Annotated in this window: 14 protein-coding genes; 7 read left to right on the top strand and 7 right to left on the bottom strand. The window is 72.0% G+C overall.

Going from position 1 to position 13,674, the window contains the following annotated elements; translation table 11 throughout:
- Window positions 1-78: 78 nt before the first annotated feature.
- The 4 genes from NL114_RS11655 to NL114_RS11670 are packed head-to-tail and all read left to right on the top strand — an operon-like array spanning window position 79 to window position 4,408.
- On the top strand, window positions 79-1,110 hold the full coding sequence (locus NL114_RS11655) for a nicotinate-nucleotide--dimethylbenzimidazole phosphoribosyltransferase (protein WP_254821091.1): 1,032 nt from the start codon (window positions 79-81) through the stop codon (window positions 1,108-1,110).
- Window positions 1,110-2,417: a cobyrinic acid a,c-diamide synthase gene (locus tag NL114_RS11660; RefSeq protein WP_254821092.1), complete on the top strand. Its 1,308-nt coding sequence runs from the start codon at window positions 1,110-1,112 to the stop codon at window positions 2,415-2,417. Before NL114_RS11655 ends, NL114_RS11660 begins: the two co-directional genes overlap by 1 nt.
- Window positions 2,410-4,104 carry a cobyric acid synthase gene (locus NL114_RS11665; protein ID WP_254821093.1) on the top strand — a complete coding sequence of 565 codons (1,695 nt, stop codon included), beginning with the start codon at window positions 2,410-2,412 and terminating at the stop codon, window positions 4,102-4,104. Before NL114_RS11660 ends, NL114_RS11665 begins: the two co-directional genes overlap by 8 nt.
- Before the next feature lie 58 nt (window positions 4,105-4,162).
- Window positions 4,163-4,408, top strand: coding sequence for a hypothetical protein (locus tag NL114_RS11670; RefSeq protein ID WP_254821094.1), 246 nt, complete (start codon window positions 4,163-4,165; stop codon window positions 4,406-4,408).
- Window positions 4,409-4,413: 5 nt separating this feature from the next.
- Here NL114_RS11670 and NL114_RS11675 read toward each other — a convergent pair whose 3' ends face one another.
- Both NL114_RS11675 and NL114_RS21650 read right to left on the bottom strand, forming a co-directional pair.
- A complete protein-coding gene (locus tag NL114_RS11675) occupies window positions 4,414-4,551 on the bottom strand; it encodes a hypothetical protein (RefSeq protein ID WP_254821095.1) in 138 nt (45 codons plus the stop codon).
- Entirely contained in the window at window positions 4,544-4,666 is a 123-nt protein-coding gene (locus NL114_RS21650; RefSeq protein ID WP_286671070.1) for a hypothetical protein, read from the bottom strand. The genes NL114_RS11675 and NL114_RS21650 overlap by 8 nt, the downstream gene beginning before the upstream one ends.
- Window positions 4,667-4,849: 183 nt before the next feature.
- Between NL114_RS21650 and NL114_RS11680 the strand changes: the two genes are divergently transcribed.
- Window positions 4,850-5,299 carry a pyridoxamine 5'-phosphate oxidase family protein gene (locus NL114_RS11680; RefSeq protein WP_254821096.1) on the top strand — a complete coding sequence of 150 codons (450 nt, stop codon included), beginning with the start codon at window positions 4,850-4,852 and terminating at the stop codon, window positions 5,297-5,299.
- Between the two features lie 309 nt (window positions 5,300-5,608).
- Here NL114_RS11680 and NL114_RS11685 read toward each other — a convergent pair whose 3' ends face one another.
- The 5 genes from NL114_RS11685 to NL114_RS11705 all read right to left on the bottom strand — a co-directional run bounded on the left by NL114_RS11685 (window position 5,609) and on the right by NL114_RS11705 (window position 11,026).
- Complete coding sequence (locus tag NL114_RS11685; RefSeq protein WP_254821097.1) at window positions 5,609-6,133, bottom strand: type II toxin-antitoxin system RatA family toxin; 525 nt, start codon at window positions 6,131-6,133, stop codon at window positions 5,609-5,611.
- Between the two features lie 140 nt (window positions 6,134-6,273).
- Window positions 6,274-7,455 (bottom strand): ABC transporter permease, encoded by a 1,182-nt coding sequence (locus tag NL114_RS11690; RefSeq protein ID WP_254821098.1) that lies wholly within the window; start codon window positions 7,453-7,455, stop codon window positions 6,274-6,276.
- The gene (locus NL114_RS11695; protein WP_350355370.1) at window positions 7,445-8,218 is read right to left on the bottom strand and encodes an ABC transporter ATP-binding protein; all 774 of its coding nucleotides are present in this window, start codon (window positions 8,216-8,218) and stop codon (window positions 7,445-7,447) included. Before NL114_RS11695 ends, NL114_RS11690 begins: the two co-directional genes overlap by 11 nt.
- On the bottom strand, window positions 8,215-9,867 hold the full coding sequence (locus NL114_RS11700; protein WP_254821099.1) for a COG1361 family protein: 1,653 nt from the start codon (window positions 9,865-9,867) through the stop codon (window positions 8,215-8,217). Before NL114_RS11700 ends, NL114_RS11695 begins: the two co-directional genes overlap by 4 nt.
- Before the next feature lie 133 nt (window positions 9,868-10,000).
- Window positions 10,001-11,026: an ATP phosphoribosyltransferase regulatory subunit gene (locus NL114_RS11705; protein ID WP_254821100.1), complete on the bottom strand. Its 1,026-nt coding sequence runs from the start codon at window positions 11,024-11,026 to the stop codon at window positions 10,001-10,003.
- Between the two features lie 175 nt (window positions 11,027-11,201).
- On the opposite strand from NL114_RS11705, the gene NL114_RS11710 reads away from it, so the two are divergent.
- Window positions 11,202-11,705, top strand: coding sequence for a plastocyanin/azurin family copper-binding protein (locus NL114_RS11710; RefSeq protein ID WP_254821101.1), 504 nt, complete (start codon window positions 11,202-11,204; stop codon window positions 11,703-11,705).
- A 1-nt stretch (window position 11,706) separates the two neighbouring features.
- Complete coding sequence (nosZ, locus tag NL114_RS11715) at window positions 11,707-13,674, top strand: TAT-dependent nitrous-oxide reductase (RefSeq protein ID WP_254821102.1); 1,968 nt, start codon at window positions 11,707-11,709, stop codon at window positions 13,672-13,674.

A 13,674-nucleotide genomic window follows, 5' to 3' on the forward strand; every position in this document is an offset into this window, starting at 1 on the left:
GTCGGGCGACGGCTTCAAGTTCACTTGTCCGAAGACAATCACAGTGACTCGACAGCGACACCCGACCGGAGGTGCCCGATGACCCGGTTCGTCCTCGTCGCGGGAGGCACCGCGACGGCCGAGATCGAGGGCATCAGCGCCGCCGGGGCCGACCCGACGCTGATGGCCCACACGCCCAGTGCGGACGCCGAGATCCTCCTCCACGGCGAGCCGACCGCGGCATCCGTCGTCCCGGTCAGCCCCGCCGGCTGTCCGACCCCTGCCGTCGTGACGCGGGCGGTCCGCGAACTCGTCTCGTTCGACGCGGCTGTCATCGACGCCGGGCTGTCGGCTCCAACGGGTGTCGAGGCGACGACGCTCGCCGACGGTCCGGGCGACGACATCCGGTCCGCCGAGGCGGTGCCCGATGCCGAAGGTATCGCCGAGCGCGCCCGCGACCACGGCCGCGCGCTCGCGGCCGAGACGGACGACCTGTGGCTCGCCGAGACCATCCCCGGCGGGACGACGACGGCGCTCGGGACGCTGGCCGCGCTGGGCGAGCCAGCGACCGTCTCCTCGTCGCTGCCGGCGAACCCGCTCGACCTGAAACGGCGGGTGGTCCGCGAGGGGCTCGACGCGAGCGGCATCGACACCGGTGCCCATGCCGACGCCCCCGTGGCGGCCGTACGGGCGATGGGCGACCCGACGCTGGCGGCGACGCTCGGCCTCGTACAGGGCGCCACGGATGCCGGGGCGACCGTGACGCTCGCGGGCGGGACCCAGCAGGCGACGGCGGCACTGCTCGCCCGCCACGCCGGCGTCGAACACGACCTGACGGTGGCCACCACGGCGTTCGTCGCAGGTGACGAGAGCGCCGATTTCCGGGCCCTGGCGGCCGCCGCGGACGCCGACATCCGGGTCTCGGACCCGGCGTTCGACGGGCGCGACCATCCCGCGATGCGGGCCTACGCCGACGGCGAGGCGAAGGAGGGCGTCGGGATGGGCGGCGCGTTGGCCCTCGCGGCCGATGCCGGAGTCGGAACAGGAGCCGTCCACGAGCAGATACGGGCCGTCTACGACCGACTGCTGGCCGGGACCGAGCGAGAGCCCACGGCCGGGGGCGAGCGCTGATGCGGGGACTGGTTCTCGGCGGCACCGCCTCGGGCGTCGGCAAGACGGTCGCCACGCTGGCCGTCTGCCGCGCGCTCGCGGCCGAGGACGTGGATGTTCGCGCGGGCAAGGCCGGCCCGGATTTCATCGACCCGAGCCACCACCGCGCGGTCACCGGCCATCCATCGCGGACGCTGGACCCGTGGCTGGAGGGCGCGGACGGCGTCCGCCGCAACTTCCACCGCGACGCGGGTGAGGTTCGGGTCGTCGAGGGCGTGATGGGGCTGTACGACGGCACCGTCTCCTCGACGGCGGACGTGGCGGCGGCACTGGACCTGCCGGTCGTGCTCGTGGTCGATGCGGCGGCGGGGATGGAGAGTGTCGCCGCGACGGCGCTGGGCTTCCGCGAGTACGCCGCCGAGGCCGGCCACGACATCGACGTGGTCGGCGTCCTCGCCCAGCAGGCCCACGGCGGCCGGCACGCCGACGGGGTCCGCGAGGCGCTCCCGGACGACCTGACGTGGTTCGGCCGGATTCCGCCGAACGGCGACCTCGAAATCCCGGAACGCCACCTCGGCCTCCACATGGGTGCGGAGGACCCGCTCCCGGACGACGCGCTCGACGCGGCTGCCGAGCACGTGCGGACGGACCGGCTGCTGGACGCCGCGCGGGCGGCCAGGCGGCCGGACGAGCCGGCGCCCGAGCGCGACCGGACGACCGCCCGTATCGCCGTCGCGCGGGACGCCGCGTTCCGCTTCTGTTACCCCGCGACCCGCGAGCGCCTCCGGAGTCGCGCGGACGTGACGACGTTCTCGCCGGTCGCGGGCGACCCCGTCCCCGACTGCGACGGCGTCTATCTCCCGGGCGGCTACCCCGAACTCCACGCCCCTGTCCTCGCGTCGTCCGGAACGCTCGACGACCTCGGCGAGCGCGCGGCCGACGGCCTCCCCGTTCTCGGGGAGTGTGGCGGCCTGATGGCGCTGGCGGAGTCGCTGGAGACCGACGACGGGACCCACGCGATGGCGGGCATCCTCCCCGCCGAGGTACGAATGTGTGACCGTTACCAGGCGCTCGACCACGTCGAGCTGCGGGCCCGCGACGGGACGCTCACCGCACCCGCCGGAGCGACCGTGCGCGGCCACGAGTTCCACTACTCCGAGGCGACGCTCGGCCGGGACGCCCGGTTCGCGTTCGATGTCGTCCGTGGTGACGGCCTCGACGGCGACCACGACGGCCTGACCGAACACCGAACGCTCGGCACGTACGCCCACGTCCACGCCGCGAGTGGCGCGTTCGACCGGTTCGTGGAGGCGCTGGCGGATGGGTGACGCCGAACTCGCCCCGACCCTGCTCGTCGCGGGCACCGCGAGTCACGTCGGCAAGTCGACGGTCGTGGCCGGGCTCTGCCGCGCGCTCGCGGACGCCGGCGTCGACGTCGCGCCGTTCAAGGCCCAGAACATGAGCAACAACGCCCACGTCGCGCTGCGACCGGCGGCGGTTCGGGGTGACGACGGGGCGGCCGGGCGAGCGGGCGACGGGGAGGCAGACGGCCGAGCGGGCGACGGAACGGCGGACGGCCGGGTGGACGAGGAAGCGACGGACGACGACCCCGAGCGTGGCGCGAGCGGCCAGTGGGGGGAGATCGGCGTCTCCCAGCACACGCAGGCCCGGGCCGCCCGCGTGGCACCGACGACGGACCTGAACCCGGTGCTCCTGAAGCCCCGCGGCGACGGCGAGAGCCAGGTCGTCGTCGACGGCGTCGCCGTCGGCCACTACAGTGCCGACACCTACTACGACGACCACTGGGAGGAGGCCCGCGACGCGGCGGTCGCGGCCCACCGCCGGCTCGCCGCCGAGCACGACATCGTGGTCGCGGAGGGTGCCGGCAGCATCGCCGAGATCAACCTCCACGACCGCGACCTCGCCAACGTCGAGACCGCACGCTTCGCCGACGCGTCGGTCCTGCTGGTCGCGGACATCGAGCGCGGCGGCGTGTTCGCCTCGCTCGTCGGGACGCTGGAGCTGCTCCCCGACGACGTTCGCGAGCGGGTCGTCGGCGTCGTCGTCAACAAGTTCCGCGGCGACCGCTCGCTGCTCGCGCCGGGACTCGACGCCTTCGAGGACCGCACCGGCGTCCCCGTCCTCGGCGTCCTCCCGCACGAGGACCCGGAACTGCCGGACGAGGACAGCCTCTCGCTCCCCGCCCGCGGCGAGCGTGCGGTCAGGGGCGCCGACGACGGCGTGCCCGACGAGGCGGCCGTGACGGTCGCCGTCGTCCGGCTCCCTCGTATCTCCAACGCCACCGACGCCGACCCGCTGGCACGGGTTCCCGGCGTCCGGGTCGCGTTCCGGCCGCCGGGCGCGTCGTTCGGCGACGCCGACGCCGTCGTCCTCCCCGGCACGAAGAACGCCGTCGACGACCTGCTCGCGTGTCGGGAGGCGGGTCTCGGCGCGGAGCTGCGGTCGTTCGATGGTCCCGTCGTCGGCATCTGCGGCGGCTACCAGCTGCTGGGCGAACGGCTCGAACGGGTCGAGCACGAGAGCACGCGCGCCGAGGGCAGCGTCGCGGGGTTCGGCCTCCTGCCGGTCGTCACACGGTTCGCGCCGACAAAGCGGGTCTCCCGGGTCGAACACCCACTGACGCCCGCCGGGCCCCTGGCCGACGTGGCCGCCCCCGACGACACCACGGACGCGACGGCCGGCGACGATGCCGGTGGCGCGACGGTCACCGGCTACGAGATCCACGCCGGGACGACGACGGCCACCGGCGCGGTCGCCCGACCGCTCGGGCCGGACAGCGCCGCCGAGGGGTCCGTTCTCGGCACGTACTGTCACGGCCTGTTCCGGTCGCCCGCGGTCCGTCGGGCGTTCCTGGCCCCGCTGTTCGGCGGCGACCCCCCCTCGGCTACGGCGGCGGGGTCACCCCTGGACGACGCGGCGGCGCTGGTCCGCTCGGGCATCGACCTCCGGGCGGTGCCGGCGCTCGACGAGTTGCTACCGGCGTCGGGCCCGTAGCCGACACGACGGCCGGCGCTGGCGCCAGCCTTAACCCCGCCCCCCGAAAGGGGGAGATATGCGAGCGGAGGACCGGAGCTGGGCGGTCAAACTGCTGATAGTGGTCGTGCTGGCCGCGGTCGCGTGGCTCGCCGGCGGCGCGGTCAGAGCGGGGCTCCTGCTGCTGGGGAACACGCAGGACTTCGCCAGCGACGTGGGTGCCATGTCCGCGGTCGGGCTGTTCCTCCTGCTGGTGCTCGGGTACTGGCTCTACGACTACGTCCCCTGGTCACAGGGCGAGCCACGGCACGGCCGGGCCCGATGAGGCCATCAGAACAGCCGTAGCACCGGCGTCCCGCAGTCCTCGCACACCATCGCGCGGTCACCCTTGTACGTCGTGCGCCGGAGCGTCGTGGCGCCACACCACCCGCAGTCGCTCCCCGCCAGCACCGCGATAGGGTCAGCCATCCGCGACCCCCGTGACGTGTCGCCGCTCCGTCGGGGCCGCCGATGCCGTCCCCGTGCGCTCACCGCCGCGGTCGACGAACGCCGCGATGCGCCGCAGGTCCTGTTCGGAGACCATGTGCTCGCTCCGGCCACCCGACGGAGAACGGTTGCTATGAGCGGTACGACCCGCTCTATAGCCCTCGGGACCGGTGCCCGGCAGTGAGGGGCGGGCGGAGCGAGGCCCAACAGCCGCCGTGGAGTCCCGGCACGGTAGGTGGCCCGCCGGAAGCTAATTGCGCCTCCTGTTCGTAGGGACCCCGTGAACGTCACCGGTAGCTGGTCGGAGGCCGAGGCGAACTCCTTCCTCGCCGAGACGACGGTGCCCATCCGTGTCGCCTGCCGGACGCCCGCTGGGGGCCTCTGGATGCTCTCGCTCTGGTTCCTCCCGTGTGATGGGGCGCTCTGGTGTGCCACCGGGGCCGACGCCGACGTGGTACGCTACCTCGACCACGACGACGGCGTCAGCTTCGAGGTGTCGACCAACGAGCCCCCCTATCGGGGGGTCCGTGGCGCCGGGACGGCGACGGTCGAGCCGGACCGGGACAAGAGCCTGTTGCGAGCCCTGTTCGACCGCTATCTCGGCGGCACCGACAACGGCCTCGGCGACCGGCTGCTCCGCGCTGACCGCGACGAGGTCCGGATCCGTATCGACCCCGACCGGCTGTACACCTGGGATTTCACCGAGCGGATGCGCGACGCCGTGGAGTAGCCTCCGCGGCCCACGAGTCACGTGACCGTCGCTGGACGGCTCTGTCGCTGGACGTGGCCGTTCGGTGGATAACGGCCTGCTGTCGCCGGTTCGAGCCGTTCGGGGGCGACTTATACCAGCCCCCCATGCAAGGGGAAATGAATATCCTACCAGGTCTACTAGCGATACCGCCGGCGTGGAGGACACCCGCTGCCATGTACGTCGGGTCCCGTTTACGGACCCGACATACGTCCCCACCATCCCACCACCACACCGTGCTCCGGCGCCGGCACCATCTCTCTACTTTCCCGACGCCCGGAGAGCGACGGCTCAGACGCTCTCCGGCCCGCGGTGGACCTGGATAGCCACGTCACGGCGCTCGCCCTCCAGGTCCTCGGCGATACCGGCGACGATGCGCTCGGATTCGCTCACCACGAGCGGCTTGATGCGGTCGAACAGCCGGTCCAGCGTCCAGCCACCGAGCGGGACGGCCCCGAGCGTGTCCGGGTCGAACTGGATGCGGAGCCGGACCCGGGTCGCGTGGTCGTGGTCGTCGGGCGGCTCGACGTCCGGCAACGGTTCGATACCCCAGTAGCCGCGCGCCTTCAGTCCCTTCGTGGTCCGCCAGTCCACGCGCTCGGGTGGGTCCGTCCCCGTGACGGTGGTGTGGGAGGTGTAGGAGAGCCGCCACCAGGAGACCACGATCTCGTAGTCCGTCCCGGGGCCGCCGTCCCCGTGCTGGCGTATCTCGTCCAGATGTGGCGAGTACTTCGCGTAGCCGCGCATCCCGGTGACGAACTCGTACAGCTCCTCGGGCGGGGCGTAGAGCACCGCGCTGACGTCGAGTCCGTCCACGTCGGGCGAAACGACCGGCGGCAGCATAAGTTCACGGACGGTCCTCTCCGCAGGATTCGGGGCGGGGCGAGAGACCGAGGGGGGTCCATCCATCACCGCGCCCACGATTGCAACCGAGCGCCCGCCGTGGCGGCGAGCCGTCAGTCCCGGAGTGCGTCGACGGGCTCCTCGTTCGCGGCCCTGTACGCGGGGTAGAGGCCGGATGCGAGGCTGATGAACACGCCGAACGCGAACGCGACCACGAGGTAGACGCCGTTGCTCGGGTGGAGGACCACGTCCAGCCCGATGGGACTGAACTGGTAGAGGGCGCCGACGGCGACGGTCGTCAGCACGACGCCACCGAAGCCACCGACGATGCCGAGCAGCGTCGCCTCCACGATGAGCGTCCGGAGCACGTCGCCCTTCTGCACCCCGACCGCCCGGAGGACGCCGATCTCCCCGCGGCGCTCGGTCGTGGACATCAGCATCACGTTGAAGATGGCGACGCCGGCGACGACGAGCGAGACGGCTCCCAGGGCGACGAGGAAGCCGTTCAGGAGGCCGAAGAACTCGTTGATGCGGTCGAGGATGCTCGACAGTTCGAAGACGCTCACCCGGCGTTCTCGGGCGTTGAGCCGGTCGCGGACCGTTCCTGCGACGTAGGAGGCGTCCTCGCCGGAGTCGGCCTGGACGACGATCTGGCTGGGGGCGTCCTGCGCGAACGCGTCGCGGGGCAGGACGACGGCGTTCGACGGCTGGATGGGCGTGATGTCGTCGCTCTCGGCCAGCACCGCGATGACGCGGAAGCGCTGCCCCTCGATCTCGACGGCGCTCCCGGGCTGGAGGCCGAGCCGACCGGCCACGGACGAGCCGACGAGCGCCCCCTGGCGGTGGAACTCCGGCACCGTCCCCGCCCGGGCCGTGAACAGTGCTCGTGGCCGGTCGAGCCCGTACAGTTGCGCGAACGTCTGCCCGCTCGGGCCGGTCACCACCGCGCCGTCGGTCACCAGCGGGACCGCCGTCCCCCGGCCCTCCGCGATGCGCTCGACCGCCGCCACGTCCCGTGGTGAGAGGGTCTCCGCGCCGGTGTCCTCGTTCGGGCTGACGATGACCTGGTTGCCCAGGCCGCCGAGTTCGTTCGTCGCCGAGAGCTGGAGGACGTTGCCGAAGATGCCCAGCGTCGCGATGGCCAGCACGCCGATGACGATGCCCAGCGCCGCCAGCCCGGAGCGCAGCCGGTTGCGCGAGAGGTTCCGCCGGGCCATCAGTACCGACGGGAACCGCTCGAGAAGCCCGAGTCGGCCCTCGGCGTCCGGCCCGGGCGACGAGTCGCTATCGGACATCCCGGATCACCCCGTCGACGAGCTCCACGACGCGGTCGGCGAACTCGTTGACCAGCGGGTCGTGCGTGACGGTGACGACGGCGACCCCCTCGTCGCAGACGGCGGCGAACTCCTCGAGGATGGTGGTGCCGGTCTCCTGGTCGAGGTTCCCCGTCGGCTCGTCGGCCAGCACCACGGCCGGCTCGTTGATGAGCGAGCGCGCGATGGCGACCCGCTGTTTCTGCCCGCCCGAGAGCTGCGTGGGCCGGTGGTCGAGGCGGTCGCCCAGTCCGACCCGCCGGAGGAGGTCCTCCGCGCGCGCCTCCGCGCCGGGGTCGCGCTGGTAGACCGTCGGGAGCGTGACGTTCTCGACCGCGGTGAGCGCGTCGATGAGGTAGAACTGCTGGAAGACGAAGCCGATGTACTCGCGCCGGGCGTCCGTGCGCTGGGTGTCGTCGTAGGTCGCGGCGTCGACGCCGTCCAGCAGCACCTCGCCCGACGTGGGCGTGTCCAGCAGGCCGAGCATGTTCAGCATCGTCGACTTGCCGGAGCCGGAGGGGCCGATGACGGAGACGAACTCGCCGCGCTCGACGGCGAAGTCGACGCCCTTCAGCGCCCGCACCGTCTCCGCGCCGGTCTCGTACGCCTTGACGACGTTCGTGAGTTCCAGTGGCGTCTCGGTGTCGGCCCCGAGTGAGGCGTCCGCGCCGCCCGTCTCGGTTCCATCCGCACCGCCCGACTCGGCCTCGTCTGCCTCCCCTGCCACTCCGACATCCTCGCTCATCGCCGGCGGAGGTAGACGAGCGGTGCGCCGACGACCAGTAGCGCAGCCGCGACGCCGAGCCCGGTCAGGGGCGCGATGCCGAGTGAGAGCAGGCCACCGCGCTTCCGCTCGGGCGGTTCGAGGTCCCGGTCGAACGGGAGCGTCGCCTCCCGGGTGCGCTCCTCGCCGTCCACGACGTAGGTGACCCGGACGGGGAGTTCCGTGGCGTTCGCGGCGTCCACGTCCGCCGTGAGTTCGAAGGGTGCGAACTCGCTGCCGTCGACGGTGCCGACGAAGTACGTCCGGCCCGGGTACGCGGGCTCGACGAACTCGTTGCTGCCCATCTGGACGACCACGCCGTCGACCGGGGCGGTGCCGATGTTGCCCGCGTTGCCGCTGATACGAAGTGTGCCGTCGTCGTCGAAGGAGAGCGAGACGTCCGTCACGCGGATATCGCCGGCGGGCTGGCGGAACTCGAAGCTCCCCCGGGCGCGTCCCTGCCGGGCGCGAGCGTCCGCGTCGCGAACGTCGGCGTCGCGGGACCCGGCGGGCCCTGTCCCGGCGACCGTGTAGTTCGCGACCGCGACGACAGTCGCCGAGCTCTCGACGGTCGAGAGGTCCACCTGGACGGAGCCGGTCTCGCCGGGGGCGAGGCGGCCGACGTACTGCCGTGGCAGGCGACGGTCGCCCGCGTGCGGCCGGACGACGACGTTCTCCAGGGGCGCGTTGCCGAAGTTCGTCACCGCGACCTGCACGCGCTCGGAGGTGTCCTCGCCGCCGCCCTCCTCCTGGAGCGCGCCGCCGCCACCGCCACCGCCGCCGCCGAGACCGGCCGCGCCGCCGAGCAGGGCCGCGACGTTGGCGTTCCCACCGCCCTCCTCTGGCGGGGGCACGCGCGTGACCGCGACACCCACGTCCTCGCGGAGCGGCGGCGCGTCGACGGTGACCCGGCGACGGGTCACGTCGCGCTCGCCGGTGGCGGTGGTGTAGGCCGTCGCGACGACGAGCGTCTGTTCGCCCGCCGTCGGGCGAATCGAGAGGTTGACCGAGGTGGTCGTGCCCGACGCGAGCGTCGGCACCACGGCGCGCTTGCGGACCGCACGGTCGCCCTCGATGGTCACCTCGAGGTCGCTCACGGCGTCGGCGTTCGGGTTCGACAGCTCGACCGCGACCCGGCTCTCGACGCCGGCGACGGGGTCGGGGACGGTCACGTCCATCCCGGGCGGTGAGTCACGGACCACCAGCGTCACCGGGCGCTCGATGCGGACGGTCTCGTTGGCGGTCGAGGAGTTGGCGACGGCGACGAGGGTGAGGTCCTTCTGTCCGCGCTCGGCGAAGGAGGTGACGAGGTCGACGGTGAGGCTGTCGCCCTGCGAGAGCGACCCCGGGCCGACGGCGCGGGCGAGGGTCGTCGAATCGTTGCGGAGGAGGACACGCTCGATTTCGGCGGTGGCGGCGCTGCCGGCCGAGAGCTGGACGGTCGCGGAGACGGTGACGGGCTCACCCGTCGTCGGGGCAGCCGGCGCGGTCGCCACGCTGGAGAACTGCAGGCGGGCGTCCGGCACCGCGGCGGCGGTGCCGAGGGCCGGCGCTGCCGGTGCGAGCACCAGGCAGGCGACGACCAGGACGAGTCCTGCACGGGCGGGCGAAATCGCGGGCTGGCGGCGCATCTGGTTGCCAGAAGTAGGGGGCGGACGCGCAAAAGGGTTCGCGTGGCGGTCCCGACGACCCGACGCCGGCGTCGGATTTCCGGTGACTCCACCGAACGAGTGGGCCGCTCACGATGCGCCGGCGGGATGTCCTTCACTCCGCTCGCGAGCGCAGGCGCGCGAGCACGGGATGGTCGAATTCGAGCCCGACAGCCGGGCGTGGTTCCGCCCCGGACGCTCCGGATGTCCCGGACGCCAGGGGCCGGGCATCGAACCGCCCTCCCAGAACCGCCGGCGGGTGGCCGTCGGCCGTCCCCGCGACCCGGACGGTGATGCCGGTGTCGTACGGGCGGTCGGGGAGCGCGGCCAGCGAGACCTCGACCCGCTCGACCACCTCGCCGGCGGCATCGAGGACGGTCCGGAGGTCGTCGACGGCCGACCGGACGGCGTCGGAGCCGGTCAGGTCGGCCAGCGCGTCCAGGTCGGCGATTCCGACCCCGAGCAGCTCGGTCAGCGTGTCCGCCTGGCCGTAGTTCAGGCCAGCCTCGACGAGCGCCTCGTGGTACGCCTCCGCGGTCGTGTCGTGGGTCGCCGTCGCCGTCAGGGCGGCCTCGATGTCGATATCGCCGCTGAACGAGTCGAAGACCGCCGCAAGGAGCCCCCGGTGGGAGACGCGGATTCTCGCGCCCGGCCCATCGAGGCCACACGCATCGAGCGCCGACGCCGCGAGCGACAGCAGCTCGGCGTCGGCATCGGGGCCGCCCTCGTCGAGGCGGATGGCCGCCGTGCGGTGGAACTCGCGGCGGTCGTCGGCACGGACGCCGGCTGCCCGCCAGCAGGGTCCCGTCGCCCGCCACCGCCCCGACTGCTCCGGGTCGGCGTCGTCACCCGCCGTGACCGCTCGGGCGAGTGCCGTCGTCAGCTCCGGGACCAGAACCGTCTCCTCCTCGGTGTCGTCGGTGTCCTCAGTGTCCTCGTCACCGTCGCGGGCCGAGCGTTCGCCCGACTCGTCCGCCGGGTCGGCGACTGCGAGGAGTCCCCCGGGGCCGTGGTCGGCGTACCGGCTCGCGGGGGCCAGCGTCGGGTAGTCGACCGGCTGGTACCCCTGCCGACGCAGGGTCGTCTCCAGGCACTGCCGGACGGGGCGCGTGGTCGGCTCGGTCGTGTCTAGGTCGGTCATAGGTGTGTGGCGACCGGTTGCCCGCCGGGACGACCCGGCGGCGGCCGTCGTCTCGGAACGCGTCGCGAGACATAAAAAGGAATACCCGAACCCGTTCGCCCCGGCTTCCCGGCCACTGGGCGCCGGCTTCCCGGTATATCCGGATGCAGGGTCGATGGACGGATGTGAGCCAAGCATGACGACACGGCGAACCCTCATCCGGAGTCTGGGCGCAGCGACGGCCGTCGGCCTCGCCGGCTGTACGTCCGGCGACGGTGGCGACGGCGATACCGGCGGTGACGGCGGCAGCGGTGGCGATGGCGGGAGCGACGGTGGCGACGGCGGCAGCGGCGGCGACGGCTGGACGCAGACCGACACCGTCGACATGACCGACGAGCTGGCCTTCGACCCCCCGAAGGTCGAGGTGGAGGCGGGCACGACGCTCACCTTCGAGAACGTCGGCAGCATCGGCCACACGGTGACCGCATACGAGGACAAGATCCCCGACGGCGCGGCGTACTTCGCGTCGGGCGGGTACGACTCCGAGTCGGCCGCCGTCGAGGCGTACAACAACGAACAGGGCGGCAACATCCCGAAGGGTGAGACCTACGAGGTCACCCTGGAGACGACCGGGACGTACGAGTACTACTGCATCCCGCACGAGATGAACGGGATGGTCGGCGAGATAAAGGTGATCTGATATGTCCACCGACGAGCGCCGTGACCCGAACGACGTGATCGAGGAGTACGAACAGCGGCTCGACGACGTGCTGGCCGAGGTCGAGCCGGCCCCGGACGACCGGACGGCCGACGAGCCGGTGGTGTCGCTGGACCTGCCGGGCCTGTCGCTGAACCGGCGGGACTTCATGAAGGCCGGCGCGGCCGCCGGCGCGATGGGGGCGCTGGCCGGCTGTTCGAACATCACTGGCGGCGGTGGCGGCGACGGCGGCGCGAGCGGCTCCGGCCCCGGCCACAAGGTCGCGCCGGGCGAGCACGACGAGTACTACGGCTTCTGGTCGGGTGGCCACTCCGGCGAGCTCCGCGTCGTCGGCATCCCGTCGATGCGCGAGCTGACGCGTATCCCCGTGTTCAACACGGACTGTGCCACCGGCTACGGCTACACCGACGGCTCGAAGGAGCTGCTGGAGGAGGGCGGCGACTACACCTGGGGTGACAACCACCACCCGAACCTCTCGGAGACGGACGGCGATTACGACGGGGAGTTCCTGTTCGTCAACGACAAGGCGAACGGCCGTATCGCCCGGGTGAACCTGACGTACTTCGAGACGGACGCCATCACGGACGTCCCGAACATGCAGGCCATCCACGGCTGCTGTGTCCTCTCCCCGGACACGAAGTACGTCCTCGGGAACGGGGAGTTCCGTGCGCCCCTGCCCAACGACGGCCGCGACGTGGACAACCCGGACGCGTACACGTCGCTGTTCGTCGCGGTCGACCCGGAGTCGATGGAGACCCTGTGGCAGGTGAAGGTCGACGGTAACCTCGACATCGTCGACAGCGGCAAGGAGGGCCGCTGGGCCATCGCCTCCGCGTACAACAGCGAGGAGGCGACCAGTATCACCGGGATGACCAAGAACGACCGCGACGACGTGAAGGCGTTCGACATCCCGGCCATCGAACAGGCCGTCGAGAACGGCGACTACGAGGAGGTCAACGGCGTGCCCGTCGTCGACGGGACGAAGGAGAGCTCCCTCAATCAGGGGGACCGCCCCATCGTGAAGTACATCCCGACGCCGAAGAGCCCCCACTGCGTCGAGGTGGGGCCGAACGGGGACTACGCGTTCATCGCCGGGAAGCTCTCCCCGACGGTGACGATGCTGGATATCAACGCACTGAGCGAGGTCTCGGACCCGTCCGAGGCGGTTGCCGGGCGCCCCCGGGTCGGCCTCGGGCCGCTCCACACCACCTTCGACGGCAACGGCCACGCCTACACCTCGCTGTTCATCGACAGCCAGGTCGCCAAGTGGGACATCCAGGCCGCCGTCGAGGCCGAGACCGGCTCCGAGGACCCCATCATCGAGAAGCAGGACGTCCACTACAACCCCGGCCACATCCAGGCGCTGGAGGCGATGTCGACCGACCCGGACGGGGAGTGGCTGGTCTGCCTCAACAAGCTGTCCAAGGACCGGTTCCTCCCGGTCGGGCCGACGATGCCGGACAACGACCAGCTCATCCACATCGGCCAGGGTGAGAAGTCGATGGAGCTGGTGGCCGACCACCCGGCGTACCCGGAGCCCCACGACTGCGTCTTCGCCCACCGGGACAAGATCGACGCCAAGAAGGTCTACGACCCGGCCGACTACGAGGAGACGTACATCGAGGAGGCCGACTCCGGCGTCGAGCGCACCGGTGAGAACAGCGTCCACGTCAAGATGATCACCAAGCGCTCGGAGTTCGGCCTCCCGGACTTCACGGTCCAGGAGGGTGACGAGGTGACGCTGACGACGACCAACATCGAGAGCGTGCAGGACATCGTCCACGGGGTCGCCATCCCCCAGTACGACATCAACTACGCCGTGCCGCCCCAGGACACGGAGACGGTGACGTTCACCGCCGACGAGCCCGGGGTCTACTGGATCTACTGCACGTTCTTCTGCTCGGCGCTGCACCTGGAGATGCGCAGCCGGATGCTCGTCGAGCCCGCCTGA

This window comes from Haloglomus halophilum (genome assembly GCF_024298885.1).
GTDB lineage: Archaea > Halobacteriota > Halobacteria > Halobacteriales > Haloarculaceae > Haloglomus > Haloglomus halophilum.

Bases quoted from the DNA above. Each gene is read 5' to 3' on its own strand.
- NL114_RS11655 (WP_254821091.1), top strand. From the start codon at position 79: ATGACCCGGTTCGTCCTCGTCGCGGGAGGCACCGCGACGGCCGAGATC.
- NL114_RS11660 (WP_254821092.1), top strand. From the start codon at position 1,110: ATGCGGGGACTGGTTCTCGGCGGCACCGCCTCGGGCGTCGGCAAGACG.
- NL114_RS11665 (WP_254821093.1), top strand. From the start codon at position 2,410: ATGGGTGACGCCGAACTCGCCCCGACCCTGCTCGTCGCGGGCACCGCG.
- NL114_RS11670 (WP_254821094.1), top strand. From the start codon at position 4,163: ATGCGAGCGGAGGACCGGAGCTGGGCGGTCAAACTGCTGATAGTGGTC.
- NL114_RS11675 (WP_254821095.1), bottom strand. From the start codon at position 4,551: ATGGCTGACCCTATCGCGGTGCTGGCGGGGAGCGACTGCGGGTGGTGT.
- NL114_RS21650 (WP_286671070.1), bottom strand. From the start codon at position 4,666: ATGGTCTCCGAACAGGACCTGCGGCGCATCGCGGCGTTCGTCGACCGC.
- NL114_RS11690 (WP_254821098.1), bottom strand. From the start codon at position 7,455: ATGTCCGATAGCGACTCGTCGCCCGGGCCGGACGCCGAGGGCCGACTC.
- NL114_RS11695 (WP_350355370.1), bottom strand. From the start codon at position 8,218: ATGAGCGAGGATGTCGGAGTGGCAGGGGAGGCAGACGAGGCCGAGTCG.
- NL114_RS11700 (WP_254821099.1), bottom strand. From the start codon at position 9,867: ATGCGCCGCCAGCCCGCGATTTCGCCCGCCCGTGCAGGACTCGTCCTG.
- NL114_RS11705 (WP_254821100.1), bottom strand. From the start codon at position 11,026: ATGACCGACCTAGACACGACCGAGCCGACCACGCGCCCCGTCCGGCAG.
- NL114_RS11710 (WP_254821101.1), top strand. From the start codon at position 11,202: ATGACGACACGGCGAACCCTCATCCGGAGTCTGGGCGCAGCGACGGCC.
- nosZ (WP_254821102.1), top strand. From the start codon at position 11,707: ATGTCCACCGACGAGCGCCGTGACCCGAACGACGTGATCGAGGAGTAC.